24 protein-coding genes and 1 tRNA gene are annotated in these 25,407 nt (G+C 21.9%); 15 read left to right on the forward strand and 10 right to left on the reverse strand.

The window, feature by feature from the left end; all coding sequences use genetic code 11:
- Position 1 precedes the first annotated feature (1 nt).
- Positions 2-976: a deoxyhypusine synthase family protein gene (locus H0H76_RS02275; RefSeq protein ID WP_185855417.1), complete on the forward strand. Its 975-nt coding sequence runs from the start codon at positions 2-4 to the stop codon at positions 974-976.
- A gap of 32 nt (positions 977-1,008) precedes the next feature.
- Positions 1,009-2,433 carry a dihydrolipoyl dehydrogenase gene (gene lpdA, locus H0H76_RS02280; RefSeq protein ID WP_185855418.1) on the forward strand — a complete coding sequence of 475 codons (1,425 nt, stop codon included), beginning with the start codon at positions 1,009-1,011 and terminating at the stop codon, positions 2,431-2,433.
- Positions 2,434-2,439: 6 nt separating this feature from the next.
- On the opposite strand, the gene H0H76_RS02285 is transcribed toward lpdA, so the two are convergent.
- The 6 genes from H0H76_RS02285 to H0H76_RS02310 all read right to left on the reverse strand — a co-directional run bounded on the left by H0H76_RS02285 (position 2,440) and on the right by H0H76_RS02310 (position 5,558).
- Positions 2,440-3,096 carry a uracil-DNA glycosylase gene (locus H0H76_RS02285; protein WP_185855419.1) on the reverse strand — a complete coding sequence of 219 codons (657 nt, stop codon included), beginning with the start codon at positions 3,094-3,096 and terminating at the stop codon, positions 2,440-2,442.
- 1 nt (position 3,097) lies between these two features.
- The gene (locus H0H76_RS02290) at positions 3,098-3,424 is read right to left on the reverse strand and encodes a 4Fe-4S dicluster domain-containing protein (RefSeq protein ID WP_185855420.1); all 327 of its coding nucleotides are present in this window, start codon (positions 3,422-3,424) and stop codon (positions 3,098-3,100) included.
- Positions 3,425-3,436: 12 nt separating this feature from the next.
- On the reverse strand, positions 3,437-4,444 hold the full coding sequence (locus tag H0H76_RS02295) for a bifunctional diaminohydroxyphosphoribosylaminopyrimidine deaminase/5-amino-6-(5-phosphoribosylamino)uracil reductase (protein ID WP_238783868.1): 1,008 nt from the start codon (positions 4,442-4,444) through the stop codon (positions 3,437-3,439).
- Positions 4,445-4,457: 13 nt separating this feature from the next.
- A complete protein-coding gene (locus tag H0H76_RS02300) occupies positions 4,458-5,246 on the reverse strand; it encodes a shikimate dehydrogenase family protein (RefSeq protein ID WP_185855421.1) in 789 nt (262 codons plus the stop codon).
- Positions 5,247-5,251: 5 nt separating this feature from the next.
- Positions 5,252-5,449 carry a 30S ribosomal protein S21 gene (rpsU, locus tag H0H76_RS02305; protein WP_185855422.1) on the reverse strand — a complete coding sequence of 66 codons (198 nt, stop codon included), beginning with the start codon at positions 5,447-5,449 and terminating at the stop codon, positions 5,252-5,254.
- Between the two features lie 34 nt (positions 5,450-5,483).
- Positions 5,484-5,558, reverse strand: a tRNA-Val gene (locus H0H76_RS02310).
- A 55-nt stretch (positions 5,559-5,613) separates the two neighbouring features.
- Here H0H76_RS02310 and recG point away from each other — a divergent pair.
- The 7 genes from recG to H0H76_RS02345 all read left to right on the forward strand — a co-directional run bounded on the left by recG (position 5,614) and on the right by H0H76_RS02345 (position 13,990).
- Positions 5,614-7,716 carry an ATP-dependent DNA helicase RecG gene (recG, locus tag H0H76_RS02315; RefSeq protein WP_185855423.1) on the forward strand — a complete coding sequence of 701 codons (2,103 nt, stop codon included), beginning with the start codon at positions 5,614-5,616 and terminating at the stop codon, positions 7,714-7,716.
- The gene (locus H0H76_RS02320; protein WP_185855424.1) at positions 7,709-9,850 is read left to right on the forward strand and encodes an ATP-dependent helicase; all 2,142 of its coding nucleotides are present in this window, start codon (positions 7,709-7,711) and stop codon (positions 9,848-9,850) included. The genes recG and H0H76_RS02320 overlap by 8 nt, the downstream gene beginning before the upstream one ends.
- Before the next feature lie 52 nt (positions 9,851-9,902).
- The gene (locus H0H76_RS02325) at positions 9,903-10,916 is read left to right on the forward strand and encodes a cation diffusion facilitator family transporter (protein WP_185855425.1); all 1,014 of its coding nucleotides are present in this window, start codon (positions 9,903-9,905) and stop codon (positions 10,914-10,916) included.
- Positions 10,917-10,949: 33 nt separating this feature from the next.
- Positions 10,950-11,531 (forward strand): DUF4290 domain-containing protein, encoded by a 582-nt coding sequence (locus H0H76_RS02330; protein WP_185855426.1) that lies wholly within the window; start codon positions 10,950-10,952, stop codon positions 11,529-11,531.
- A 3-nt stretch (positions 11,532-11,534) separates the two neighbouring features.
- A complete protein-coding gene (gene murA / locus H0H76_RS02335; protein WP_185855427.1) occupies positions 11,535-12,845 on the forward strand; it encodes a UDP-N-acetylglucosamine 1-carboxyvinyltransferase in 1,311 nt (436 codons plus the stop codon).
- A 265-nt stretch (positions 12,846-13,110) separates the two neighbouring features.
- The gene (gene greA / locus H0H76_RS02340) at positions 13,111-13,593 is read left to right on the forward strand and encodes a transcription elongation factor GreA (protein WP_185855428.1); all 483 of its coding nucleotides are present in this window, start codon (positions 13,111-13,113) and stop codon (positions 13,591-13,593) included.
- The gene (locus tag H0H76_RS02345) at positions 13,586-13,990 is read left to right on the forward strand and encodes an HIT family protein (protein WP_185855429.1); all 405 of its coding nucleotides are present in this window, start codon (positions 13,586-13,588) and stop codon (positions 13,988-13,990) included. The genes greA and H0H76_RS02345 overlap by 8 nt, the downstream gene beginning before the upstream one ends.
- A 2-nt stretch (positions 13,991-13,992) precedes the next feature.
- Here the strand turns inward: H0H76_RS02345 and H0H76_RS02350 are convergent, their stop codons facing one another.
- Positions 13,993-14,784, reverse strand: a complete 792-nt coding sequence (locus H0H76_RS02350; protein WP_185855430.1) for a type III pantothenate kinase — start codon at positions 14,782-14,784, stop codon at positions 13,993-13,995.
- 78 nt (positions 14,785-14,862) lie between these two features.
- On the opposite strand from H0H76_RS02350, the gene H0H76_RS02355 reads away from it, so the two are divergent.
- Together H0H76_RS02355 and H0H76_RS02360 are read left to right on the forward strand one after the other, a co-directional pair.
- Positions 14,863-15,675: an alpha/beta fold hydrolase gene (locus tag H0H76_RS02355; RefSeq protein ID WP_185855431.1), complete on the forward strand. Its 813-nt coding sequence runs from the start codon at positions 14,863-14,865 to the stop codon at positions 15,673-15,675.
- A 6-nt stretch (positions 15,676-15,681) separates the two neighbouring features.
- Positions 15,682-16,269: a 5-formyltetrahydrofolate cyclo-ligase gene (locus tag H0H76_RS02360; RefSeq protein WP_185855432.1), complete on the forward strand. Its 588-nt coding sequence runs from the start codon at positions 15,682-15,684 to the stop codon at positions 16,267-16,269.
- On the opposite strand, the gene rseP is transcribed toward H0H76_RS02360, so the two are convergent.
- Positions 16,266-17,594, reverse strand: coding sequence for an RIP metalloprotease RseP (rseP, locus tag H0H76_RS02365; RefSeq protein ID WP_185855433.1), 1,329 nt, complete (start codon positions 17,592-17,594; stop codon positions 16,266-16,268). The two genes, H0H76_RS02360 and rseP, sit on opposite strands and share 4 nt — an antisense overlap.
- 37 nt (positions 17,595-17,631) lie before the next feature.
- On the opposite strand from rseP, the gene H0H76_RS02370 reads away from it, so the two are divergent.
- Both H0H76_RS02370 and feoB read left to right on the forward strand, forming a co-directional pair.
- Complete coding sequence (locus H0H76_RS02370) at positions 17,632-17,910, forward strand: FeoA family protein (RefSeq protein ID WP_185855434.1); 279 nt, start codon at positions 17,632-17,634, stop codon at positions 17,908-17,910.
- Positions 17,852-19,906, forward strand: coding sequence for a ferrous iron transport protein B (gene feoB, locus H0H76_RS02375; RefSeq protein ID WP_238783869.1), 2,055 nt, complete (start codon positions 17,852-17,854; stop codon positions 19,904-19,906). The genes H0H76_RS02370 and feoB overlap by 59 nt, the downstream gene beginning before the upstream one ends.
- Before the next feature lie 147 nt (positions 19,907-20,053).
- On the opposite strand, the gene H0H76_RS02380 is transcribed toward feoB, so the two are convergent.
- Entirely contained in the window at positions 20,054-21,049 is a 996-nt protein-coding gene (locus tag H0H76_RS02380) for a D-alanine--D-alanine ligase (RefSeq protein WP_185855435.1), read from the reverse strand.
- 123 nt (positions 21,050-21,172) lie between these two features.
- Here H0H76_RS02380 and H0H76_RS02385 point away from each other — a divergent pair, with 123 nt between their 5' ends.
- Together H0H76_RS02385 and H0H76_RS02390 are read left to right on the forward strand one after the other, a co-directional pair.
- On the forward strand, positions 21,173-22,978 hold the full coding sequence (locus tag H0H76_RS02385; RefSeq protein WP_238783870.1) for a PASTA domain-containing protein: 1,806 nt from the start codon (positions 21,173-21,175) through the stop codon (positions 22,976-22,978).
- 17 nt (positions 22,979-22,995) lie between these two features.
- On the forward strand, positions 22,996-24,036 hold the full coding sequence (locus H0H76_RS02390) for an RluA family pseudouridine synthase (RefSeq protein WP_185855437.1): 1,041 nt from the start codon (positions 22,996-22,998) through the stop codon (positions 24,034-24,036).
- Here H0H76_RS02390 and mgtE read toward each other — a convergent pair.
- The gene (gene mgtE, locus H0H76_RS02395; protein ID WP_185855438.1) at positions 24,006-25,355 is read right to left on the reverse strand and encodes a magnesium transporter; all 1,350 of its coding nucleotides are present in this window, start codon (positions 25,353-25,355) and stop codon (positions 24,006-24,008) included. The two genes, H0H76_RS02390 and mgtE, sit on opposite strands and share 31 nt — an antisense overlap.
- Positions 25,356-25,407: the final 52 nt, after the last annotated feature.

Raw genomic sequence — 25,407 nt, forward strand, 5'->3', positions numbered from 1 at the left:
TATGAAAGATCATTCCATATCTTATTTTATTGAAAAATATTTTCTTCATTTTAACGCTTTAACTTTACATGAAGCTGCTAAATCATATAAAACACATATAAATAACAATGGGAAAATGATGATAACACTAGCAGGTGCAATGAGTACAGCAGAACTAGGTAAAATTTTAGCTGAAATGATTAGGAATAACCAAGTTCATATTATTTCTTGTACAGGAGCTAATTTAGAAGAAGACATACTAAATTTAATTGCTAATTCTCATTATATTAAAATTCCCAATTATAGAGATTTAACTCCTAATGAAGAAAAAAAATTATTAAAAAAAGGTTATTGTAGAGTTACAGATACTTGTATTCCAGAGGAAAAAGCCTTTAAAAAATTACAAAGACATATACTTATGGTATGGGAAAGAGCTAAAAGAAAATCAGAACGATATTTTCCACATGAATATATTTATCAATTATTATTAGAAAATATTTTAGAACCATATTATGATATAAATCCAAAATATAGTTGGGTATTAGCAGCAGCAAAAAAAAATATTCCATTAATAATACCTGGGTGGGAAGATAGTACAATTGGGAACTTATTTGCTTCATATTGTATGAAAAAATTATTTAAACCATTTCTTGTTAAAAATGGAATAGAATATATGACGTATTTAGCAGAATGGTATAAAAAAGAATGTATTAATCATAAAATAGGATTTTTTCAAATAGGTGGAGGAATTTCTGGAGATTTTCCAATTTGCGTAGTTCCTATGTTATCACAAGATATAGGATATGATACTACTCCATTTTGGTCATACTTTTGCCAAATATCTGATTCAAATACTAGTTATGGATCATATTCAGGAGCAATCCCAAATGAAAAAATAACTTGGGGAAAACTTGATAAAGATACTCCAAAATTTATTATTGAATCAGATGCTACTATAGTAGCCCCCCTTATTTTTGCATACATATTAAATATGTAATTTTATTCTTCATTTAAAATAAAATTTATTATATGAAGAATTTATACGATATTGTAATAATTGGATCTGGACCAGGAGGTTATATCTCCGCTATTCGTGCTAGTCAACTTGGATTTAAAATCGCAATAATAGAAAAACATAAAAATTTAGGAGGGACCTGTCTGAATGTTGGTTGTATTCCATCAAAATCGTTATTAGAATCTTCTAAACGTTTTTTTTTATCAGAAAAATATTCTAAATCACATGGAATTTTTTTTGAAAAATTACATTTTGATTTAGAAAAAATGATGTATAGAAAAAATAAAATAATTGAAAATTTAAATAATGGAATAAACTATTTAATAAAAAAAAATAAAATAGATATTTATAAAGGAATTGGAGTTTTTCAATCAAAAAATATTTTATCTATAAAAAATAGCATTTCTTTAAAAGAAGAAATAAAAATACATTTTAAATTCTGTATAATTTCTACTGGATCAAAACCATTAAAAATAAAAAATTTCAATTATCATAATATTAATAATAAAGTTATTTATTCTACAGAAGCATTAAACATGAATAATATTCCAAAAAAATTAATAATAATAGGAGGAGGAATAATTGGAATAGAATTAGGATCAATTTTTAGTAGGTTAGGGAGTAAAATTACTATTATAGATTCTATAGATAGAATTATTTCCAACATGGATATTTCTTTAAGTAAAGGAGTACAAAACATATTAAAAAAACATTCAATAAACATACAAACTTCTTTATCTATTTCTGATATAACTTTAGGAAAAAACGAAGAAGTTGTTGTAACAGCAAAAAATTTTCAGGGAGAAAATTTTTTATTTACTGGGGACTACTGTTTAGTAGCAATAGGTAGAGTACCATATACAAAACATCTAGAACTAGAAAATATAGGAATTAAAACAAATGAAAAAGGATTTATTATTGTTAATGATTATTTACAAAGTTCAGTAGAAAATATATACGCTATTGGTGATGTAATAGGTGGAAAAATGTTAGCACATAAGGCAGAAGAAGAAGGGTTGCATGTTATAGAACATATAAATGGGAAAAAACTAAATAAATTAAATTATCACTTAATTCCATCAGTAATATATACTTATCCAGAAGTAGCTAGTGTAGGATATACAGAAAATGAAATTATTAATAAAAAAATAAAATATAACATAGGTATATTTCCAATGAAATCATTAGGTAGGGCTCATACTAATGGATGTACAGATGGTTTTTTAAAAATGATATCTAATAAAAAAACAGATGAAATATTAGGAATACATATAATAGGAGAACATGCAGGAGATATGATAATGGAAGGAACTGTTGCAATGGAATTTTATTCTTCTTCTGAAGATATATACAGAATATGTCATCCACATCCTACTTTAAGTGAAGCATTCAAAGAAGCAGCATTATTAAACTTTGAAAATCGTTCTATTCATATGTAATTTTTATTACCAGCAAATATAACATAAACCAATTTTTTGTAAAAAAAAATTGGTTTTTAAAAAATGTTTTGATCCAAAAAAACCAATATTTGCTGAAAAAGGAGAAGGATGTGACGTTTTTAAAACATAATGGTTGTTATCAGAATTTATTAAATAAGATTTTTCTTTTGCATATTTCCCCCATAAAAGAAAAACAATATTCTTTTTTTTATTAGAAATAACATGTATAATACTATCTGTAAATATTCTCCATCCTATATTTTTATGAGATCCAGGGGAATCTTTTCTAACTGTCAATATAGAATTTAATAACAATACTCCCTGTATAGCCCAACGTATTAATGATCCACTATAAGGAAAAAATTTACGATTAAAACAATTTTTTACTTCTAAAAATATATTTCTTAAAGATGGAGGAAATGGAATACCAATAGGTACAGAAAAACAAAGGCCATCAGCTTGATTCTCTTTATAATAAGGATCTTGCCCAATGATAACTACTTTTAAATTAGAAAAAGGACAATACTGAAAAAAAGATAAAATTTTACTTTTATCTGGATAACAAACAAATTTATCATATTCTAAAGTAAGAATTTCTTTTAATTCTTTGAAATAATCTTTTTTACTTTCCTGTTGTAAAAATATATTCCAATTGTATTTCATTTTATTTATTATGTAAAAATAATTTTTTATTAATAAGTTCTTCTTTAGTTTCTGTATTATTGCTATCAAAAATACAACAATTAACTGGACATATTGAAATACACTGTGGTTCTTCATAAAATCCTACACATTCTGTACATTTTTCTGATACAATGAAATAAATATCATTTTTTATTGGATTTTGCAAAAAAGTATATTTCATTTTTTTTTTTAAAGAAGTTCCATCTGACATCCTCCAATTTTTTCCTCCTTCATAAATTGCATTGTTAGGACATTCAGGTTCACAAGCTCCGCAATTTATGCATTCTTTTGTTATTTTTATAGACATTATAAAAAAAATTTAAAAATTTTTTCCTAAAGAAGATACAAAAATGATTTTATTTTTATTAAAATTTATTTCCTTAAAAATTTTTCCATTTATTTTAGGAATTATTAATCCATTTTTAAAAAAAGTATCATGTATTAAAATTCTACATTCATCCCAAATACTTTTTCTAATAACAGAATATAAAATACTTATGTTCCCTTCTACAATAATAGATTGAATATTTCTATTATATAGATGAATTAATATATTTTTTATTGTTTTTTTATTAAAATTTATTCGTATATATTCCGTATTTTTTTCGTTCTTCCTATTTTTTTCTGTAAAAACAATATTTTTTATATAATCATCTAAAAGTAAACAAGAATTATCCCCTTTTAATTCTTTATCAATAAAAATTCTTATAGGATTTCTACCAAACCATTTAGTATAAAAAAATTTTTTATTACAATTTATTTTTCCTGTTAAAATTCCATTTTCTTCAGATATCCATTTATGAACTATTTGTTTATAATAAATATTACAATGATTAATATTATTCATTTTTAATAATCCATTATAACTTTGACTCCATTGTAATATAATATAAGGGCGACGTTTTTTATAAAAAGTAAAAAAACGTTTATTTAAAATATAAATATTTTTTTTTAAAAAATCTTCTATAACTTCTATTCCGTTTTCTCTTAATTTTTTTATACTTATTCCTTTATATTTAGGATTTTTAGTTCCAATTACTACTCTAGAAATAAGATTATTTATAATTAAATCAACACAAGATTGTTTTTTACCGTTATAAAAACATGGTTCTAATGTTATGTAAATAGTAGATCCTAAAAAAAAATCTTTATTTTTTACATTATTAATAGCTTTTTCTTCTGCATGCCCTGTCCCTTTTTTATATAACCAATCTTCCGAAATGATTTTTCCATTTTTTTCTATAACACACCCCATCATAGGATTAGGATAAGTAAATCCAAGTCCATTTTTAGATAATTGTATGGCTCTTTCCATAAAAATTTTCATTTAGAAAATTATATTATGAATTCCATATTTTCCAAGATTCTTCAGCTTGTATATATAACATTTCTAATCCATTTTTAATTTTAGTTCCTCTTTCTTCACCTTTTTTTAAAAAAAGTGTTTTTTCTGGATTATAAACTAAATCATAAAGATAATGTTCTTCAGAAAGATATTCATATGGTATATTAGGACATAAATTTATATTTGGATAAGTACCTACAGGAGTACAATTAATAATAATTTTATATGTTTTTAATACATCTTTATTTATTTCTTCATAAGATAGGATGTAATTGCATTTTTTTTTTTTTATTCTTGAAACATATTTATATGATATTTTAAATTTATTTAAAACATAAGAAATTGTTTTAGATACGCCACCTGTTCCTAAAATTAAGGCATTCATATTCATTTTAGTTCCAAATAAATATAAATTTTCATGTAAGTAATTTATTAAAGAGATCTCAAATCCTAATATGTCTGTATTATATCCAATTTTATATTTATTATTTATTTTTATAACATTTATTGATCCTATATTTTTTGCAATAGGATCTATTTCATTTAAAAAAGGAATTATACTTATTTTATAAGGAATGGTAACATTACATCCTTTCAAATAAGGATTATCAAATATCATAATAACTTTTTCTATTGTAGAAATATCATAAATTTTATAAACAGAATTATGTATAGAATCCTTTATAAATTTATCAGAGAAAAATTTTTTAGAAAAAGAATATTTTATATTTCTACCAATCAAACCAAAAACAGACTTTGAATCATTTTTATAAATAAAAGACATAAAAATTACTCTTCTTTTTTTGATTTTATACGTTCCCTATATTTAGCTCTTAATATTTCATTTCTTCTACATTCTGACCGTTTTATATATTGTTGTCTTTCTCTAAACTCTTTTAAGACTCTAGTCTTATCAAATTTTTTTTTGCATTTTTTTAATGCTTTATCAATTGATTCACCTTCTCTTACTGTAGTAATTAAAATCATAAAACAAGAATATTAGTATATTACACAGTTTATGTGGACATTAACGGATTCGAACCGATGACCTATACTCTGTCAAAGTATTGCTCTAAACCTGCTGAGCTAAATGTCCATACTTTATTTTTTAACAAAATTAAATATTTTTTACAATATTGAATGAGAATAACATGTCATGCAAAAATATTTTAAAAAAATCTATAGAACATTTAAAAGGTTTAAGTTCTATAAAAATTAATCTATTAAATTCCGAATTAAATATATATACATATGAAGATTTTCTTTTTTTCTACCCAAAAAAATATATTTTCTATTCTTTCGTAAAAAAAATATCAGAATTATCAAATACAAAAATTTGTAATAATCTAGTACAAATATTGGGTATTATTACAAATACAAAAGAAATAGATTATAAAAATAAACAAGGAAAGATTGTTATAGCTCGTTTAGAAGACGAAACTGGATTTATTGAATTAATATGGTTCCGTAAAACTTATTTTTTAAAAAATTTAAGAAAAAATATAAAAGTAATAGTTTCTGGAAAAATAATTATTTTTCAAAAAAAAATTCAAATTATTCATCCAAACATTCAAAACTTACAAAATTATAAAAAAATTATATCTATATATCCTGTTTACAACATTTCTAAAAAACTTAAAAAAAAAGGTATTGATAATTTTCTTATAAGAAATATTTTATTGTGTATAATAAAAAAATTAAATAATAATAATATAAATATAGGTGATTTTTGTTTCCAAAATTATGTTAAAAAACAATTAATGTCAAGAAAATTAGCGTTAATTCAAATACATTTTCCAATATCTTTTAAAAAATTATTACAAGCAAAATATTCTTTAAAATTTGAAGAATTATTTATACTTAAATTATTTTTTTTATCAAAAAAAAAAATTTCATATAGTAGACCATTTAATAAAATAGGTGAAAAATTTAATATGTTTTACAAATATTTCATGCCTTTTGATTTAACCAATGGACAGAAAAAAGTATTTAGAGAAATTTGGAATGATTTGAAAAAACCAATTCAAATGAAGAGATTACTACAAGGAGATGTTGGTAGTGGGAAAACTATAATAGCAATATTATCAATATTAACTGCATTAGATAATGGATTTCAATCCTGTTTTATGGCTCCTACTGAAATTTTAGCAGTACAACATTATTATTATATAAAAAAAATATTTTCTAAAATTGGTATAAATACAGTTCTTTTAACAGGATCTGTTGAAAAATCAATAAGAAAAGATATATACAACAAAATTTATTCAGGAAAAATTTCTGTTATAATAGGGACTCACGCTTTAATATATAAAAAAGTTATATTTAATAATCTAGGATTATTAGTGATAGATGAAGAACAACGTTTTGGAGTAGAACAAAGAGAAAAAATATGCAAACAATGTAAATTTTTACCACATGTGTTAATAATGACTGCTACACCTATACCTAGAACTCTAGCAAAAGCTATATATAATGATTTAAATATTTCTATACTTGAAAATTTACCAAAAGGTAGAAAATCTATAAAAACTATTCATTGTTTTAGTGAAAACAGAGATAAAGCATTTGAAATTATAAAAAACCAATTGTTAGAAGGTAAGCAAATATATATAGTATATCCTATTATAAACGAATCTAAAATAAATAAATATACTTGTTTAATAAATGGATATGAAAAAATAAAAGAAAAATTTAAAAATATAAAGAATGAAATAGGAATTTTACATGGAGAAATGAATATTCAAGAAAAAGAAATTCAAATGAAGCAATTTTTAAATGGGAAAACAAAAATAATAACTACTACAACTGTTATAGAAGTAGGAATAGATGTACCTAATGCTACAGTTATTTTAATAGAAAATGCTAATTTTTTTGGATTATCTCAGTTACATCAGTTAAGAGGCAGGGTAGGTAGAAGTATTCATCAAAGTTATTGTATACTAATTACAGAAAAAAAAATAAGTATAGAAGGAATACTTAGAATGAAAAAAATGTGTAGTACAAACGATGGATTGGAAATAGCGAAAGAAGATCTAAAATTAAGAGGTAGTGGGAACTTAATAGGTACAGAACAAAGTGGAAAAGACTATTTTAAAATTGTAAATTTTTCAGAAGATTTGAAAATAATAAAAGAAATAATTCCAATTGCTAAAAAATTTTTTGAAAAAAACCCCAATTTTCTTAGAAAAGAAAAACACATTTTTCAAAGATATTATAAAAAAAATAAAATACAAAGTTTATTCATAAATGAATAAAGATTTGAATCATATTCAAAAAAAAATAATTGAAACCATTTATGGTCCTATACTTGTTATTGCGGGAGCAGGTTCAGGTAAAACCCGTGTAATTACATATCGTATAGCTTATATGATAAAAAAAATAGGAATTAATCCTAGCAATATATTAGCAATAACTTTTACTAATAAAGCTGCAAGAGAAATGAAAAATAGGATTTCTATAATGATAAATAAAACGGAATTAAGTAAAATTACCATAGGGACTTTTCATTCAATATTTTCTAGAATTTTAAGAGCCGAATCACATTACATTGGATATAAATCAAATTATACTATTTATGATCAAAAAGATTCAGAAAATGTTATAAAACAAATATTAAAAGATATTAGTTTTGACAAAAATTTTCATCCTAAAGAAATAAAAAACAGAATATCAGAATATAAAAATAATTTGTATTGCATTAAAAATAAAAATAATTTTTTTTATAAAATATATAAATTATATGCAAAACGTTGTTATAATGCAGGAGCATTAGATTTTGATGATATTTTGCTTCATACTAATCGTTTATTCTACTATTATCCTGATATTCTTATAAAATATCAAAATAAATTTAAATATATTTTAATTGATGAATATCAAGATACAAATATATCTCAAAATTGTATAATAAAAAATCTATATTATAAATACAAAAATATTTTTGCAGTTGGAGATGATGCTCAAAGTATCTATTCTTTTCGTGGAGCAAATATTTCAAATATTCTTAATTTTCATGTTCATTATAAAAAAGCAAAAATTTTTCGTTTAGAACAAAATTATCGTTCTACTGATTCAATAGTACAAGCATCTAATTATGTTATAGCATGTAACAAGAACCAAATATATAAAAAAATTTGGACCAACAATGAAAAAGGAGAAAAAATTAAAATATATTGTGCTTCATCTGAAACAGATGAAGCACAATATATTGCATCTTCTATTCTTTCTATAAAGAAACAAAAAGAATTACAGTATAATAGTTTTGCTATTCTTTATAGAGCAAATTTCCAATCAAAAATTATAGAATTTACATTAAAAAAAATGAAAATTCCATATAAAATATATGGAAATATTTCATTAGAAAATAGAAAAGAAATTAGAGATTTTTTATCTTATTTACGTATTATAATAAATCATTACGATGAACCATCTCTATTACGTATACTAAAAAAAAAAATAGAATATAAAAAAACTTTTGATTCTATATTAAATTTTTCAAAAGAAAAAAAAATAAGAATATATGATATAGTAAAAAACATTAATTATTATAAGATTTTTTTTAAAATAAAAAAAACTACAATAGACAAACTAAATAATTTCTTTTTTGAAATAGATAACATAAAAAAAAATTTAAATAAGAAAAATATTAAAGAAGATATAAAAAATATAATATATTTTTTCCTTAAAGAAAACCCAACAGAAAAAATTAATGACTTACAATATATTATTGATAATATAAGTTTTTACATTGATGAAAAAAAACAATTTGGAAATAATGAAAATCCTAGTTTATCAGAATTTATACAAAATTTTTATTTAGAAGAACATGAAAATGATAAAGACATTAATAAAAATAACATACATGAAAAAAACAAAGTTTCACTTATGACAATTCATTTATCAAAAGGATTAGAATTTCCTGTAGTTTTTATAACTGGATTAGAAGAAAATTTATTTCCATCAAAATCAAGTTATAATAATCCATTAAAAATAGAAGAAGAACGTAGATTATTTTACGTTGCTTTAACTAGAGCGAAAAAAATTGCTATGTTATCTTATTCTAAATATAGATTTTTATGGGGAGAAAAAAAGAAAAATACCCATAGTAGATTTATTAACGAAATGAATAAAGTACTTATAAAAATAGAAAACAAAGAAAAAAAACTTAAATCTTTATCTTTTAATTTTAAAAAATATTCTTTTGAAAAAAAAAAAATAACATGTGAAAAAAAAATAGAAAAAGGAATGAAAGTATTTCATCCTAATTTTGGAATAGGAATTATTATTAATTTTGGATTTTATAAAACAAACGAAATTGTAACAGTCCTTTTTAAAAAATTCGGAGAAAAAAGAATTTTATTGAAATTAAATAAACTTATTTTAATATAAAATATAAAAACTTATAATATAAATATAAATTGATTCCATAATATTTTTTTTAATGAAAAGTTTAGAAAAAGTTAAAATAAATTTCATCTTGCAAAAGATAATTTGTTTTGTATCTATTATTTTTTTTATTGTTAAATGGAAAACTTGGAATATTACTTCTTCATTATCTATATTTAGTGATGCAATTGAAAGTGTAATTAATATAATTAGTGGATTTATAGGATTATTAAGTATTTATATTTCTTCTTTACCAAAAGATAGAAATCATCCATATGGACATGGAAAAATAGAATTTATCTCCACAGCTATAGAAGGATGTTTAATATTCATTGCTGGAATAACCATTTTTGCAAATACTTTTGTACGTACTCAATATCATATGCATCATGATAAAATTTTATTATACAAATTAAACTATGGAATACTTTTAATGTCTATAACAGCAGTAATAAACTATTTTTTAGGATTTATAGCATGCAAGATAGGAAATAAAAATGGAACATTAGTTTTAATTGCTAGTGGTAAACATCTTAAAATAGATACTTATTCTACTTTTGTAATAGTTTTAGGATTGATTATATTAAATAAAACTAAATGTATATGGATAGATCCTATTATATCTTCTGTATTTTCTACCGTAGTGTTATATACAGGGATTAAACTATTACAAAACTCTGCAGCTGGTATTATGGATGCTTCTGATAAAAAATTGCTACAAATATTATCTTCATATATAAACCAAAAAAGAAATATTTATTGGATTGACCTTCATCATTTAAAAATTATTAAATATGGAAGTGCACTTCACGTAGATTGTCATTTAACATTACCATGGTTTTTTAATATTAAAGAATCTAATAAAGAAATAGAAAAATTATCTAAAATAACTAAAAATAAATTTGGAGATAGAGTAGAACTATCTGTTCACGTAGATGCTTGTTGTAAATATCATTGTTCATATTGTTCAAATATTTTATGTAGTGTAAGAAAAAATATTTTTAAAAAAAAAATTTTATGGACACTAGATGAAATATCTTATAAAGTACCTTATGAAAAAAATAAGTAAGATAAAATATTAAATTTTTATATAAAAATTAATATGGAATATAATACAGATCGTTTAAAATTGGTTATACCAGAATATGGTAGAAATATTCATAAAATGATAGATTATGCAATAAACATTAAAAATAGAGAAAAACGTAATCTTTGTGCATTAAAAATAATAAAGTTAATGAAAGAGTTTATGAATTTTAAATTAAAAAAATCTTTTCCTTTTTTTCAATATAAATTATGGAATCAATTATTAATTATGTCAAAATACAAACTTGATGTTGATACTCCTTTCACTATAAGAAATACAAAAAAATTTAGATTTTTTGAAAAAAAAATTGTGTATCCAGAATATTTAACTAGTTTCCGTTATTATGGAAAAATAGTTAGAAATATGATCAATGTAGCTATTAATTGTAAAAATGAACAAAAAAAGGAAGAATGGTTTTATGCTATAGCTAACACTATGAAAAAAAACTATTTAAGATGGAACAAAAATATAGTGGAAAATGATATTATTTTTAATGATCTAAAAAAACTTTCTAAAGGTAAAATATGTTTAAAAAAACATGATTTTTCTACCTTACTACAAGGTCCTTATTTCTTAAAAAAAAAAAAAATAAAGTAAGTAATGGGAGTATTTAAAATAAAGGGGGGAAATTCTTTAAAGGGTCAAATTTTTCCACAGGGATCTAAAAATGAATCTTTACAAGTTTTATGTGCTTCGTTACTAACATCTGATAAAGTTAGAATAAAAAACATTCCAAAAATAGGTGACGTAAAATGTTTAATTAAAATTATTAAAAATTTAGGAGTAATTGTAAAAAAAAATGGAGAAAGAGATTATACATTTCAAGCAAAAGATATAAATACTGAATATCTAAATACAGAAAAATTTAGGAAACATGGAAAATCTATTAGAGGTTCTATTATGATAGCTGGCCCATTACTTACAAGACTAGGAAAAGTATATATACCTATTCCAGGTGGAGATAGAATTGGACGAAGAAGACTAGATGCTCATTTAAACGGATTAAAATCATTAGGAGGTATTATCCATTATAACAATGAATTAAAATGTTTTTATTTACATTCTAAAAATAAATTACATGGTAAATATATTTTAATGGAAGAAGCATCCATAACAGGAACTGCAAATATAATAATGGCTTCTACTTTAGCAAAAGGAAAAACTATAATTTATAATGCTGCATGTGAACCATATATACAACAATTATGCAAAATGTTAAATAATATGGGTGCAAAAATAAAAGGTATTGGAACTAACTTATTAAATATTACAGGAGTATATGAATTAAAAGGATGTATACATACTATACTACCAGATATGGTAGAGATTGGTAGTTGGATAGGTTTAGCAGCTATAACTTGCTCTGAAATATGTATTAAAAATGTAAGTTGGAAAAATTTAGGAATTATTCCAAATGTATTTGAAAAAATGGGTATAAAAATTAACAGAAAACAAGATGATATTTATATTCCATTTCAAAAATTTTATAAAATAAAAAAATTATTAAATAACGCTATTCTAACTATATCAGATGCTCCATGGCCAGGATTAACTCCAGATTTATTAAGTATTTTAACTGTAGTGGCAACTCAAGCTGAAGGGTGTGTTTTAATTCATCAAAAAATGTTTGAGAGTAGATTATTTTTTATAGATAATTTAATTGAAATGGGTGCACAAATAATATTATGTGATCCTCACAGAGCAACCGTAATCGGGCTAAATCATAAATCATATTTACGTGGATCTATACTAAATTCTCCAGATATAAGAGCTGGAATTTCTCTACTTATTGCTGCTCTTTCTGCTAAAGGTACTAGTATAATAAAAAATATAGAACAAATAGAAAGAGGATATGAAAATATTGAACTAAGATTGCAATCTATTGGTGCTAATATTACTAGAATAGAATAATTTTTTATTATTTTTTTCAATATTACTAACCACCCTATACCCTATACTTAGATATATTATATATACTTGTACTATATGCTAATTTTATATATTATAGGATATAATTAATAAATATCATTATTATTTAGTAATATCTTATTTATACATGATTATTGTTGTTGTACACATGTATTTAATTGAATTATATAGTATATGGATAAAATACACTAATATTTTTTTATAATCATATAACTTTAATTTTAAGAGTAACACAAAAAAAATAATAATGAAAAAATTTGAGTATATAACTAAAGAAGGATTAAAAAAATTGAAAAAAGAAATAGAAAGATTGGAAAATGTAGAGAGACATAAGATTTCACTACAAATAGCTGAAGCTAGAGATAAAGGTGATTTATCAGAAAATGCTGAATATGATGCGATAAAGGAAGCACAAGGTTTTTTAGAAATGAATATATCAAAATTAAAGAAAAAATTATCTAACGCACGTATTATAGATGGATCAAAAATAAACAGAACAAGAGTCTCTATACTTTCTACAGTAAAAGTAAAAAACTTAACTTATGGAGGTGAACAAATATACACTTTAGTTCCAGAAGGTGAAGCAGATTTAAAATTAGGAAAAATTTCTATTAATACTCCTATATCTATTGGATTACTTGGCAAACAAGTAGGACAAATAACTAGGATAAATCTACCTAATAAAATGAAAATTGACTATGAAATTTTAGAAATTTATTTTAGTGAATAATAATATATTTCATAAAATAATTAAAAATGAAGTACTTTCTTATAAAGTTGCTGAAAATGAGTTTTATATGGCATTTTTAGATATTAATCCAATAAAAATTGGACATACTTTAGTTATTCCAAAAAAACATAATAAAGATAAAATATTCTCTTTATCAGAAAGAGATTTTATCTCTATTATGTCTTTTTCTAGAAAAATTGCTATAGGAATAGAAAAAGCAATTCCTTGTAATAGAATAGGATTATTTATCATGGGATTTGAAATTTCACATATACATATTCATTTAATACCTATGGATAAAGAAAGCGATGCTAACTTTTTTAAAATTAGAATGAAGTTATCTGAAAAAAAATTTAAATTTATATCAAATAAAATAAAAAGATGCATTAATATTTAAATTTAAATTCCATATTTTATATTAAATAAAATTTTCAAACCTTTTATTGTATGTAGTATATCGTTATAATGAATTTTTTTTGTCAAAGGAGAATATATATGAGACTGACCTCCAGTAGAAATTACCAAACATTTTGTTTTTAATTCTTTATTTATTCTGTTTATAAATCCTTCTACCATACCTAAATATCCATATATTAATCCACTTTGTATACAATCTATTGTATTTTTTCCCAACAAAATAGGAGGATTTTTTAACTCTATTTCATTTTCATTTGATAATAAAGAAGTATTTGCAATTAAAGCCATTAAGGAAGAATTTACTCCTGGAGCGATAATTATTCCTTTTATAATTCCATAAGGATCAACACAAATTAAACTTAATGCAGTCCCAAAATCTATTATTAAAATATTTTTAAATTTTTTTTTATACAAAGTATATCCGGCAATAGCATTTGCATATAAGTCAGTACCTAGTTGATTATAATGATGTTTTATAGGAGATACAGAATATCTATCCATTATTATAGGATAAATTTTATGTATTATATATAGAGAATATTTTATAACTCCTGTTAATTCAGGAACTACTGATCCAATAACAATATTTTTAATTTCATGAAAAATAATATTATGTTTATTATATATATTTATAAATAAGTGTACATATTCATTTAACTGTCTGTATGGTTTGCTATTTATAATCCATGAACAATAACATTTGAAATTAAATTGTTTTTTTATAAAAATTCCAAATCTTATATTGGAATTCCCAATATTTATTATTAATAACATTATTTATGGTATTATTGAGTATTATTTAATGAATAAAATTCAATTTATGATTAGCATTAATTTATTATTTGAAATAATATGACAATAGATTATAATTTTTTTTATGTAAAAAAAAATTTTCGATTAAAAAAAAAAGAAATCCCCACTATAGTTTTATTACATGGATTTATGGGTAGCTCAGAAATATGGAATTTAATATATGAAATTCTTTCTAAAGAATATAGAATAATTTCTATTGATCTTCCTGGACATGGAAAAAGCATATTTCCAATAAAATGGAGAAAAAAAACCATTTTTACCATGGAAGATGGGGCTAATATAGTAGGTGAAATTTTGAAAAAAGAAAATATAGAAAAAGTAATTGTAATAGGTCATTCTATGGGGGGGTATATATCTTTAGCACTTGCAGAAAAAAATCCATATATTTTTTTAGGACTATGTTTACTTCATTCTACTGCAAAACAAGACACAATTGAAAAAAAAAATAAACGAATACAAGGAATACATTTATCTAAACTAAATTTTCCTTTATTTGTATATAATAGTGTAAATTCATGGTTTAATAAAAATAATATATCTTCCTTACAAAAAGAAATTTTTTTTGCTAAAAAAATTGCTTTTTCTACTGATTATGAATGCATATCTTGTTTTTTAAAAGGGATGATGTTACGTAAAAATAGGGAATTTTTATTAAAAACTACAAAATTTCCAAAATTATATATAGTTGGAGAATATGATAGTATCCTTGATATAAAAGAAATTATTAATAAAGAAACAAAAATAGGTATTAAAACTAACTTTACAAAAATATCAACAGGGCATATGAGCCATTTAGAAAAACCTAAAATACTCATAGATATACTAATTTCTTTTATAAAATCTATAATTTAAATTATAATGAATATAAAAAATATTCTTAGAAGAAAATATTTACAATATAGAAATTGTTTATCTAAAAAAGATATTTCAAGAATTAGTATAAATATTTTTTATAAAGTTAAAAAAATCTCTTTGTGGAATAAAAAATACTATAATATTTATTTACCAATAAAAAAACTTAAAGAAATAAATACATTTATTATTATAAATTTTCTTATGAATAAAGGTAAAAATGTATTAATTCCTGTAACAAATTTTAATGATTTTTCTATGGGTAACTGTTGTTTTAATACAAAAACTATTTTAAAAGAAAATAAATATGGAATTTTAGAACCTATTAATAAAAAAAATATTCCTATTTATCTTATAGATGTAATATTTATTCCTTTAATAGTTTTTGATTTAAAAGGATATCGTGTAGGATATGGAAAAGGTTTTTACGATAGATTTATTCCTTTGTGCAATAAAAATATTATAAAAATAGGATTAAGTTATTTTCCACCTATAGAAAAGATTGAAGATATACACAAAAACGATTTTTCTTTAGATATAGGAGTAACTGAAAGTAATATTTTTTTCTTTAACTACAAACAACAAAAAAATTAATAAATAAAAACTTTAAATATATCCCAAATAATAATGGAAAGCATCATAAAACTAACTAATAAAAATCCAAGTATTGTACAACGTTCTATAAATTTTTCATTTAGTTTTTTTCCTATTAACATTTCTATTATAATAAAAAAAATATATCCACCGTCTAATGACGGAATAGGAAATAAATTTATAAAGGCTAACCAAATAGATAAAGTTGCTGTAAAATTCCAAAAAATCTCCCAATTCCATTTAGATGGAAATTCTTTTGCTATAGAGAAAAAACTTCCTACTTGCTTATAAGCTTTAGTTTCTATATGAAAAACATTTTTAAAAAATAATATTTGATTTTTTAAAACATACCATGTTTTCATAAATCCATGATAAATACTATCAAAAATAGAATAATGCTTCCTTTCGAAAAAAAAGATATCGTCTAAATCCATAAATGTTTTTAAACAAACTCCTAAAATTCCTTTTGAATTCATATGTATTTTTTTTTGCATAAAATCTCCATCTCTATTAATAGAAATTAAAAATGTTTCATTCCTTTGTCTAAATAAAGCCTCTTTTATTTGATCATAGAACAGTATTTCTCCAGTATCAACAGATAATATTTCATCATCAATTTTTAGCTTATATTTCTCAGCAATTGAGTTTTTGAAAATGTAACTTATAACAGATGGAATTCTTGGTTTAATAGGAAGCGTTGTGTATTTTCTATCAAAAATCAAACTTTTTTTACTGTTATTTAAATATAATTTCATTATTTTTCCCATACGATTTACAATTATAATATTACCTATAAAAATTTCTTGAGGTATTTCATTGAAATATTTTATTTTTTTACCATTAATAGATAATATTACATCTCCATTTTTTAACCCTATTTCTTTACCTAAAGCATCAGTTTCTATTCCATATTTTGCATTTTCTATTGGTATATTAATTTCTCCATACTTAAACAATAAAAATGTGAAAATTAATATAGATAATATTGCGTTAAATATAATACCTCCTGAAATAATTAGTAATCTTCTAATTGAAGTTTGAGAATAAAATTTACAAGTATTTTCTGTTATTAATTTATCTTTTTTTTCATTATTTACCATTCCAGATATTTTAACATATCCACCAAAAGGTAACCATCCAATTCCGTAAATTGTATCTCCTATTTTCTTTTTAAATAAAGAGAACCATGGATCAAAAAATAAAAAAAATCTTTCCACTCTAACTTTAAATAATTTTGCTAAAAAGAAATGACCCAATTCATGAAAAAAAATTAAAATAGAAATGCTAAATAATAGTTGTATTGATTTTATAAAAAAAGATGTCATTTCATAAATTTAATAAAAAAAATTTAAAACATAAATTTTGGATTTATATAATTTAAAAAAAGGAGAAAAAGGTATTATTAAAGGATTTAAACATAAAAATATACCAATAAAATTATTAGAATTAGGAGTATTACCTGGAGTAAAAATAGAAGTAATTTTTATTTCTATTTTTTGTGATCCATTATGTATAAGTTATGAACAATCTTGTTTAGTTTTACGAAAAAAAGAAGCAGAAAATATTTTAATAGAACCTGTAAATGAAAAAAAAGATGATGCAAAGAAGAAATATAAAATTAGCTCTTTTGGGAAATCCTAATGTAGGAAAAACTTCTCTATTTAATAAATTAACTGGATTAAATCAAAAGGTAGGGAACTATTTAGGAGTTACAGTAGATAAAAAAATAGGGTATTTTTTTTATGATAAAATAAATTATCAAATAATAGATTTACCTGGAACTTATAGCATATATCCATCATCTGACAGTGAAAAAGTAATTAATAACTTATTATTAGAAAATATAGAAACTCCAGATCATATTATTTTTGTAATAGATTCGTCAAATTTGAAAAAAAGTTTACTTCTATTCAGACAATTACAAGATTTAGGATTTTCTATTTTGCTCCTATTAAATATGTTAGACGAAGCAAAAAGAAAAGGAATTTACATAAAAATAAAAAAATTAAAAAAGTTTTTAAAAACAGAAATTATTTTAATAGATGCAAGAAAAGGTATTGGTTTAGACATTGTTAAAAAAAAATTAAAAAAAATAAGAAATAAAAAAAAATCATCATATTTTTTTAATACAAATTTATCTTTATCTAATCACCTTGCAATAAAAGATGTAAAAAATAATCTTAAAATAGAAAATATTTACAAAGCTTGGTATTATTTAGCTTGTAATAAAATATTTTTGAATAAAAATATTCTATTGGATAACATTAAGAAAAAATATAACATTATATCTAAACGTTTACAAGTAAAAGAAACTTTAAATAGATATGAAGAGATAAAAAAAATATTTTCCCATACTGTTTATGTATTTAATAAAAAAAATAATCAATTAGAATTTTTTAGAAAAATAGATAATCTTTTTGTTCTACATAATTTTTGGGGATATGTAATTTTTTCCTTTTTTTTATTTTTTATTTTTCAATCTATATTTTTTTGGGCTGAAACTCCTATAAAATTTATTGAATTATGTTCTTCTTTTACACAAGAAAAATTAAATAACACTATGTATTCTGGGCATTTAAAAGATTTTCTTTTACAAGGAATATTACCTGGTATTAGTACAGTTATAAGTTTTATCCCACAAATTTTTATTCTATTATTTTTTATTCTTCTTATGGAAGAAAGTGGATACATAAATCGTGTTATTTTTTTAATGGATAAAATTATGCGGCCATTTGGATTAAATGGTAGAAGTATAGTTCCTATTATTTCAGCTATGGCTTGTTCTATTCCAGCTATAATATCTTCTAAACATATAGAAAATCCAAGAGACCGTTTGATAACAATTTTGATGACTCCTTTTATGACTTGTTCTGCAAAACTTCCTATTTATACTTTAATAATATCTTCAATTATCCCTAATGTAAAATGGGGTTTTGTACAATTGAGAGGGATAGTTTTAATGGGAATGTATATTATAGGAATTTTATGTTCTTTTATTATAGCAATTTTACTTCATAAGTATTTAAAAAAGAATTATGATAGTTGTTTTATTATGGAATTACCTACTTATAAAATACCTACATTTAAAAATGTATTTATAAGTTTATGGATACATATAAAATCTTTTATTTTAAATACAGGAAAAATAATATTATTGGTTAATGTATTAATTTGGGTTTTAGGGACATTTGGTCCAGTAAAAGATTATAATGATAAAAAAAAAAATATATTTTTTAATATACAAGAAAATGAATTAGATAATTCTTATTTGGGAATATTTGGAAAAAAATTAGAACCGATTATAATTCCACTTGGATATGACTGGAAAATAGGAATTGGTATTCTATCCTCTATTGTAGCAAGAGAAGTATTTGTTAGTACCATGAATTCATTATATAAACTTGAAGAAAAAGAAAATAAAATAGAAAAAGATATTAAAAAAAATACTAAACTAATTTATTCATTTCCAACAGGAATTTCTTTATTATTTTTTTATGCATTTTCTATGCAATGTATAAGTACTATTTCTATAATAAAAAGAGAAACAAAATCTTGGAAATGGCCAATTTTACAATTTTTGTTTATGACTACGTTAGCATATATTTTTTCTTTTTTTATTTATCATATATTTAAATAAATACAATATCAATATTATGAAACATATGTTATATTTTTATACAGAATACATAATAATATGTTTTTCTTTTATTTTTTCTATATTAATTCTTTTTAAAAAATTTTTTTCTTTTTTTTTAAAAAAAAGATTTTTTTGCAAAAAAAAATGTCATTGTAAATTATAAAGACATTTTTTTATAGAAGAATCTATAAAATCATGAAAAAAATCGGATAAAGATATTCCAGCAGTTTTCAACTGTTTTGGAAAAATACTTTCTTTAGAAAGGCCAGGTACTGTATTAATTTCTAAAAAATATGGTATTTCATCAACAATAATAAATTCTGACCTGGAAATTCCGTATAAATTCAAATATTTGTATACTTTTATAGCAGTATTTTTTATTTTAACTTCAATGTTAAGTGGAAAATTTGCGGGAGTTATCTCCTTAGATTTACCTGAATATTTAGATTCAAAATCAAAAAAATCATTTTTACTAATTATTTCTGTTATTGGAAGAACAACTATTTCATTTCTAAATGAAAATACTCCAACAGATACTTCTCTACCTGATAAAAAAGATTCTATTATAATTTCATTATCTTCTTTGAATGCTGTAGATAATGCTTTATCAAAATCATCTTCCTTATAAATTTTTGTAATTCCAAAACTAGAACCAGATCTACTAGGTTTTACAAAAAAAGGGATTCCAATACTATTTAATATTTCTTTTTTACAAAAAGTTTGATTTTTGTTTAAAAAAAAAGATTTAGCTGTATTTATTCCTAAATATTTTAATAATGATAAACAATATTTTTTATTAAAAGTTATGTTTGCTTGATGAAAATTACATCCTGTATACGGTATTTTTAATAAATCAAAATATGACTGTAACATCCCATCCTCTCCTGGAGACCCATGTATTGCATTAAAAATACAATCAAAATTTATACGACTATTTTCATTTACAAAAACAGAAAAATCATGTTTATCTATAAAAAATTTTTTATTTTCTTTATTTTTCATAAACCATTTATCTTTGAAAAGATAAACACAATATGGAATAAAACATTTTCTACATAAATTATCATAAACCATTTTTCCACTTTCTAATGAAATAGAAGATTCCTTAGAATATCCACCCATAACTACTGCAATATTTTTCATTATTTCTTTTTTTATTGGTTTTAAAAATATTTTATATAAATGAATTATTCAAAATACATTTTAATTTTTATTATTAATTTATTGATATCCATATTTTTATTCTATAAAATAATAAATTTTACTTTGAAATGGATTGATACTTATACTAAACATGGAACTTATGTCATTATGCCTAATTTACGTAATTTAACTTTATCAAGATCTATATACATTTTGAAAAAATTAGGTTTAAAATATGATATAGATAAACGTCATTACAATCCAAATTTAAAAAACAATCAGATTATTTTTTTTTCACCGGAAGCTGGAAATAGAATTAAAGAAGGAAGAAAAATATATATAAAAGTAAATTTTACTTCTACAAAAAACATTGTATTACCTAGTATTTTAAATAAGAAAAAGAACATAGCTATAAAATTACTTAATGAAAATAAGATTTTAATTAGGAAAATTATATATACTACTGGATTTTCCAAAGAAACAGTAGGTAAGGTTTTGTATAAAAAAAAACAAATTTTTCCAGGGGACCTATTCCCATATGATCATGAAGGTATTATTTTAATAATTGGAAAAGGATATGATAAAAACACATTTGAATCAATTCCAAATGTTATTGGAATGTCTTTATACAATGCAACTACTATTTTAAAACAAAAATCATTTAATATTATTCATTTTTATTATGATAACTCTTCAACATTGAAGAATTCTAATATAGAAAATATAGAAAAAGTAGTATATCGTCAAAATCCACATTATGGAAATATATATAACAAAAGTAAACCAATTGAATTATGGTTAACTGAAAAAGAAATGTTAATGGAAAAATTAATACAAATGAAATATTCCTTTAAAGATAAAAAAAATAAAGAAAAAAATTTTATTAATAAAGATCATATTTTAATTAAAAATATTGAAAAAAACTATAAAAATACTGATTTAGTTATAGAAAAGAAATTAGAAAATTCTGTTAACTCTATAGTAAAACAAAAAGAAAAGAAATTAGAAAATTCTGTTAACTCTATAGTAAAACAAAAAGAAAAGAAATTAGAAAATTCTGTTAACTCTATAGTAAAACAAAAAGAAAAGAAATTAGAAAATTCTGTTAACTCTATAGTAAAACAAAAAGAAAAGAAATTAGAAAATTCTGTTAACTCTATAGTAAAACAAAAAGAAAAGAAATTAGAAAATTCTGTTAACTCTATAGTAAAACAAAAAGAAAAGAAATTAAAAAACTATGGAAGTTCTATAATAAAACAAAAAGAAAAGAAATTAAAAAACTATGGAAGTTCTATAATAAAACAAAAAGAAAAGAAATTAAAAAACTATGGAAGTTCTATAATAAAACAAAAAGAAAAGAAATTAAAAAACTATGGAAGTTCTATAATAAAACAAAAAGAAAAGAAATTAAAAAACTATAGAAGTTCTATAATAAAACAAAAAGAAAAGAAATTAAAAAATTATGGAAACTCTATAGTAAGACAAAAAGAAAAGAAATTAAAAAATTATGGAAACTCTATAATAAAACAAAAAGAAAAGAAATTAAAAAACTATGGAAGTTCTATAATAAAACAAAAAGAAAAGAAATTAAAAAACTATGGAAGTTCTATAATAAAACAAAAAGAAAAGAAATTAAAAAATTATGGAAACTCTATAGTAAGACAAAAAGAAAAGAAATTAAAAAATTATGGAAACTCTATAATAAAACAAAAAGAAAAGAAATTAAAAAACTATGGAAGTTCTATAATAAAACAAAAAGAAAAGAAATTAAAAAATTATGGAAACTCTATAGTAAGACAAAAAGAAAAGAAATTAAAAAATTATGGAAACTCTATAATAAAACAAAAAGAAAAGAAATTAAAAAACTATGGAAGTTCTATAATAAAACAAAAAGAAAAGAAATTAAAAGTATATGAACAAAATCAATAATAAAAATTTTCATAAAAATGACAGAAAAAAGTATAAAAAAAATTAAAATTATTGTAAATGAAACTAAAAAATCTATTAGAATTGATAAATACCTAACAAAAAAAATTACTAAGGAAAATATTAGTAGAAATCAAATACAAAAATTCATTAGATTAGGAAAAATTTTAGTAAATAAACATATAGTAAAAAATAATTATAAAATAAAACAGTATGACAATATTGAATTGGAAAATTCAATAAAAATACCAGTGTTAAAAAAAAACTTTTTTGAAGAAAAAAATATTACTGCAGAAAAAATAAATATAAATATCATTTATGAAGATGAAGATATAATGATTATAAATAAACCATCTGGAATTGTCGTCCATCCTGGATATGGAAATGAAAAAGGTACTTTAATTAACGGAATTAAATATTACAATTACAATCTATCTAAATTACATAGATTTGGTCTAGTTCATAGATTAGATAAAGATACATCTGGACTGTTAGTTTTTGCTAAAAATGAATATACTCAAAATTTCTTATTGAAACAATTCTATACAAAAACAATTAAAAGAAAATATATTGCTTTAGTATGGGGAATATTACAAAATACAAAAGGATCTATTACTGGTTTTATAGGAAGAGATCCAAAAAATAGAAAAAGAATGACAATTTTAGAAAAAAATAAATACATAAAAAATGCAAGATATTCGATAACTCATTATAAAGTTTTGGAAAAATTTAAGTATATAACATATATTTCTTGTAAATTAAATACAGGTAGAACACATCAAATAAGAGCACATTTTAAATATTTAGGTCATCCTGTTTTTCAAGACTCAATTTACAATGGAAAAAAAATTATTAAAATTTGTTCAAGTAAACATATTAAATTTTTTAAAATTTGTTACAATATCTTGAAAAGACAAGCCTTACATGCTATATCTCTATCTTTTATTCATCCAAATAATAAAAAATGTGTTTTCAATTGTCCTATTCCTGAAGATATAAAAACTATTATTAATAAATTGAGATACTTTTTTCATAGTAAAGTTCCATGTAAAAGAATATAGGACATAGAAAAATATATTATTAGGCCAATAACATCAACTATTGTTGCGACAAAAGGTGCAGATGAAGTAGCAGGATCCCCATTAAATTTTTTAATAATAAATGGTAACATTGAACCACTAAATGTTCCCCATAAAACTACTCCAATAAGAGAAAAAAAAATAGTAAATCCAACCAAAATCCAATGTGGCCCATAATCAAATAATCTAGTACTATGCCAAGTTATAATACGAAGAAACCCTGTAATTCCTAATATACTTCCTAAAAAAAATCCACAAATAATTTCTCTTTTCATTACTCTCCACCAATCTTTTACTTTAACTTCTCCTAAAGCCATAGCTTGAATAATCAAACTAGCGGCTTGAGATCCACTATTTCCTCCACTAGAAACTACTAATGGAATAAATAAAGAAAGAACTATTGCTTTTTCTATTACACTGGTAAATTGCTGCATTACTGTAGTAGTGAACATCTCACCTATAAATAATAAAATTAACCATCTTGCTCTTTTTTTTATTAATTTATACAAAGGAACGTTAAGATAGGATTGATTTAGAACTTCCATACCTCCTATTTTTTGAAAATCCTCTCTATAATTTTCATTTAAAACCCATAAAATATCATCTATTGTAACTATTCCAAGTAAATAATTTTGATTATCTACTACTGGAAGTGACAATCTATTATTAATAGAAAATATTTGAGTTGCCTTTTCTTCTGTATCAGTTACTTTTAAAACTGAAGTATGTTGCTTATCCATTAAAGAACATACCATAGTATTTGGATCAACTAATAAAAACTCTTTTATTTTTATATCTCCTATCAATTTCCCATTTTTATCTATAACATAAATAATTTCTATAAAATCACTATTTTTTATTTCTTTTCGTATATAGTTAAATACCCTTTGTACTCTCCAATTTTTCTGCACTGCCAAATAATGTGGAATCATCAATCTACCTACACTATTTTCAGGATAACCCAACGAAACCAAAGTTTTCTTTTTTTCTTCTGGATTTAAATATTTAATTAAATCTTTTAAAGAATGATTTGGTAGGTTTTCTAAAAAAGAAACTCTATCATCTACTGATAATTTATTTAACAATTCCATTTTTTCAGTATAAGGTAAATCTTCTATAATTTTTTTTTTAATAGGAAGATCTATAATTCTGAATACAGAAATAGATTTATACAAGTTTAATAGCCTAAATATTTTTAATACATATTTAGGATTTTTATGAATGATTTTTATTAATACATTTACATTCTGATTATTTAAAAATTTTTTATTTAAAAAATAATCTTTACGATCATTAAACATTTTTTTTATTTTTTTAAACTATTTTTACTGTTTTTACATATATTTTTTAACA

The organism is Blattabacterium cuenoti (assembly GCF_014251275.1).
GTDB classification, from domain to species: Bacteria; Bacteroidota; Bacteroidia; order Flavobacteriales; family Blattabacteriaceae; genus Blattabacterium; species Blattabacterium cuenoti_AG.

Excerpts from the sequence above, each read along its gene's own strand:
- H0H76_RS02275 (WP_185855417.1), top strand. The coding sequence starts at position 2 with ATGAAAGATCATTCCATATCTTATTTTATTGAAAAATATTTTCTTCAT.
- lpdA (WP_185855418.1), top strand. The coding sequence starts at position 1,009 with ATGAAGAATTTATACGATATTGTAATAATTGGATCTGGACCAGGAGGT.
- H0H76_RS02285 (WP_185855419.1), bottom strand. The coding sequence starts at position 3,096 with ATGAAATACAATTGGAATATATTTTTACAACAGGAAAGTAAAAAAGAT.
- H0H76_RS02290 (WP_185855420.1), bottom strand. The coding sequence starts at position 3,424 with ATGTCTATAAAAATAACAAAAGAATGCATAAATTGCGGAGCTTGTGAA.
- H0H76_RS02295 (WP_238783868.1), bottom strand. The coding sequence starts at position 4,444 with ATGAAAATTTTTATGGAAAGAGCCATACAATTATCTAAAAATGGACTT.
- H0H76_RS02300 (WP_185855421.1), bottom strand. The coding sequence starts at position 5,246 with ATGTCTTTTATTTATAAAAATGATTCAAAGTCTGTTTTTGGTTTGATT.
- rpsU (WP_185855422.1), bottom strand. The coding sequence starts at position 5,449 with ATGATTTTAATTACTACAGTAAGAGAAGGTGAATCAATTGATAAAGCA.
- recG (WP_185855423.1), top strand. The coding sequence starts at position 5,614 with ATGTCATGCAAAAATATTTTAAAAAAATCTATAGAACATTTAAAAGGT.
- H0H76_RS02320 (WP_185855424.1), top strand. The coding sequence starts at position 7,709 with ATGAATAAAGATTTGAATCATATTCAAAAAAAAATAATTGAAACCATT.
- H0H76_RS02325 (WP_185855425.1), top strand. The coding sequence starts at position 9,903 with ATGAAAAGTTTAGAAAAAGTTAAAATAAATTTCATCTTGCAAAAGATA.
- H0H76_RS02330 (WP_185855426.1), top strand. The coding sequence starts at position 10,950 with ATGGAATATAATACAGATCGTTTAAAATTGGTTATACCAGAATATGGT.
- murA (WP_185855427.1), top strand. The coding sequence starts at position 11,535 with ATGGGAGTATTTAAAATAAAGGGGGGAAATTCTTTAAAGGGTCAAATT.
- greA (WP_185855428.1), top strand. The coding sequence starts at position 13,111 with ATGAAAAAATTTGAGTATATAACTAAAGAAGGATTAAAAAAATTGAAA.
- H0H76_RS02350 (WP_185855430.1), bottom strand. The coding sequence starts at position 14,784 with ATGTTATTAATAATAAATATTGGGAATTCCAATATAAGATTTGGAATT.
- H0H76_RS02355 (WP_185855431.1), top strand. The coding sequence starts at position 14,863 with ATGACAATAGATTATAATTTTTTTTATGTAAAAAAAAATTTTCGATTA.
- H0H76_RS02360 (WP_185855432.1), top strand. The coding sequence starts at position 15,682 with ATGAATATAAAAAATATTCTTAGAAGAAAATATTTACAATATAGAAAT.
- rseP (WP_185855433.1), bottom strand. The coding sequence starts at position 17,594 with ATGACATCTTTTTTTATAAAATCAATACAACTATTATTTAGCATTTCT.
- feoB (WP_238783869.1), top strand. The coding sequence starts at position 17,852 with ATGAAAAAAAAGATGATGCAAAGAAGAAATATAAAATTAGCTCTTTTG.
- H0H76_RS02380 (WP_185855435.1), bottom strand. The coding sequence starts at position 21,049 with ATGAAAAATATTGCAGTAGTTATGGGTGGATATTCTAAGGAATCTTCT.
- H0H76_RS02390 (WP_185855437.1), top strand. The coding sequence starts at position 22,996 with ATGACAGAAAAAAGTATAAAAAAAATTAAAATTATTGTAAATGAAACT.
- mgtE (WP_185855438.1), bottom strand. The coding sequence starts at position 25,355 with ATGTTTAATGATCGTAAAGATTATTTTTTAAATAAAAAATTTTTAAAT.